The organism is Rhodococcus sp. BS-15 (assembly GCF_000813105.1).
Lineage (GTDB): Bacteria > Actinomycetota > Actinomycetes > Mycobacteriales > Mycobacteriaceae > Rhodococcoides.
Window position 1 is genome coordinate 1 of sequence record NZ_BAOX01000457.1, and the last position, 2,590, is coordinate 2,590.

A 2,590-nucleotide genomic window follows, 5' to 3' on the forward strand; every position below is an offset into this window, starting at 1 on the left:
GACGAAGCGACCGCGGTCGCTCGTGCGATCGCGTCGTCGCCGCGGCTGAGTCTGGCCGGGGTCGGCGGCTACGAGGCGCACTCAGCCACGACCGGACCGACAGCGGACTCGCAGCGGTTCGGACCTATCTCGACAACATCGCCGCCCTCCATCGCGCGCTCGATGCCGATGCGTTGTACGGAGACCATGCGATCGTGACCGCCGGCGGCAGCGCCTACCAGGACCTCGTTGTCGAGCGGTTGCAGTCCCTCACCACCGGGGAAGGGGTACCTACCGACGTGGTGCTGCGCTCGGGTGCCTATGTGGTGCACGACGACGGCTTCTACTCGCAGATCTCACCACTGACTCCCGCCCGCACCGACGCCCCGCTGATGTCTGCGATGCACGGATGGCTCGGACGGTCTCCCGACCGGAACCCGGTCTCGCGCTGCTCGATGCAGGCAAGCGGGATTTTCCGTTCGACGAAGGTCTGCCTGTCCCCCAGCTGGTTCGGGGAACCGAAACCCTCGATCCCGATGCCGACATCACAGCGCTGAACGATCAGCACGCGTTCCTTCGCCTACCTGCCGAGGACGCCGCGGCGCTGCCGGTGGGATCGGTGGTGCGGTTGGGCCTGTCTCACCCGTGCACCGCATTCGACAAGTGGCGTCTGATTCCCGTCGTCGACGACGCCGATGGCGACGATCCCCGCGTCGTCGATCTCGTGCACACATTCTTCTAGAGAGCCGAAAACCCATGTCCGATATCCTCATTCGAGGTGCCGACGTCATCGACGGCACCGGTTCACCGCGACTGCGTCGTGACGTTCTCGTACGCGACGGAATCATCGCCTCAATTGCCGAACCCGGCACAGTTCGCGGTGCCGACAGAATCGTCGACGCGGCTCCGGGGCAGGTCCTGTCCCCCGGTTTCATCGACATGCACGCCCATTCCGATCTGCGTCTGCTGACCGACCCCGACCACTTCCCGAAGATCAGCCAGGGCGTCACCACCGAGGTCATCGGACAGGACGGCATCGCCTACGCTCCGATCGACGATGCGACGCTCGATGTGGTGCGGCGTCAGATCGCCGGATGGAACGGCAACCCAGTCGACCTCGACTTCTCGTGGCGTTCGGTCTCGGAGTACCTCGCTCGCCTCGACCAGGGGATCACTCCGAACGCTGCCTATCTCGTTCCCCAGGGAACACTGCGATACCTCGCGGTGGGCCCTGATCAGCGACCCGCGACGCCGTCCGAGATCTCCCACATGCAGGAGTTGCTGGCCCAGGGATTGCGGGAGGGGGCCGTCGGAATGTCGAGCGGGTTGACGTACACGCCCGGAATGTACGCGGACACAAGCGAATTACGAGCACTGTGCGAGGTCGTCGCCGACTTCGGTGGGTTCTATGCGCCGCACACTCGGTCGTACGGCGCGGGGGCGCTCGACGCGTACCAGGAGATGCTCGATCTCTCCGAGGAGACGGGATGTGCGCTGCATCTGACTCACGCGACGATGAACTTCGGCGTCAATCGGGGCCGGGCACGCGAGTTCCTGGACCGCGTCGATTCTGCGATCGCGAACGGATGCGACGTCACCCTCGACACGTATCCGTATCTGCCCGGAGCGACCAGTCTCTCAGCGCTGCTGCCGAGTTGGGCGATGTCCGGTGGCCCGGACCGCGCGCTCGAACGCCTCGACGATCCGGACATGCGTCGACGCATCGCACAGGATGTCGACGTCGACGGGTCCGACGGCTGCCATGGCGTGACCGTCGAGTGGGAGACCATCCAGCTCAGCGGAGTGGCGAATCCGGAACTCGATTGCTACGTCGGGCGCACGATGTCCGACATCGCGGCCCAGGCGGGTCGGGCCCCGGTGGACGTGTTCTTCGACTTCCTTCGCCGAGACGCGCTGGCCACCACCATCCTTCAGCACGTCGGACACGAGGAGAACGTGCGCGAGATCATGGCGCATCCACACCATATGGGCGGCAGCGACGCGATCCTGGTCGGTGAGAAGCCACACCCACGCGCCTGGGGAACGTTCCCCCGCTACCTGGGCCACTACGTTCGGGACGAGCAGCTGCTCTCACTCGAGGACTGCATCAATCACCTGACCGGTCGTCCCGCTGCGCGGCTCCGCCTTCGCGGCCGCGGCACGATCGCCGAAGGGCACGCAGCCGATCTCGTCCTGTTCGACCCGGCCACCGTGCGCGACACCGCCACGTTCGAGAACCCGAAGCAACAGGCCGAGGGCATCAGCCACGTCATGGTCAACGGCGCGTTCGCCATCGACGATCGACGCCCCACTCATTCTCTGGCAGGCCACGCCCTGCGGATGAATCCCACCGGAAAGCACACATCATGAACGCACTGGCGACGATTTTCGAGGACCGCGCGCTGTCGGTGGTCCGCGCCCCGCACATCTCGGATCCTGCTGCGTTGGCAGATGCGCTCGCGCGCGGAGGAATTCGCGCGCTCGAGCTGACCTTCACCACACCCGGCGTCCTCGCACTGATCCGCGCGGCATCGAACGCAGGTGCAGTCGTCGGGGCGGGCACCGTCCTGACCGCCGACCACGCGCGCTCCGCGATCGACGCCGGGGCGCA

General features: G+C 66.2%; 1 protein-coding gene and 2 pseudogenes. All 3 read left to right on the forward strand.

Annotated elements, in window-relative coordinates; all coding sequences use genetic code 11:
- Positions 1-721: pseudogene (locus tag RHBS_RS26735) on the forward strand (amino acid deaminase); the annotation flags it as partial.
- Positions 722-735: 14 nt separating this feature from the next.
- Positions 736-2,349, forward strand: coding sequence for an amidohydrolase family protein (locus tag RHBS_RS26740; RefSeq protein ID WP_128646859.1), 1,614 nt, complete (start codon positions 736-738; stop codon positions 2,347-2,349).
- Positions 2,346-2,590: pseudogene (locus RHBS_RS26745) on the forward strand (2-dehydro-3-deoxyphosphogluconate aldolase); the annotation flags it as partial. The gene RHBS_RS26740 and the pseudogene RHBS_RS26745, both read left to right, overlap by 4 nt.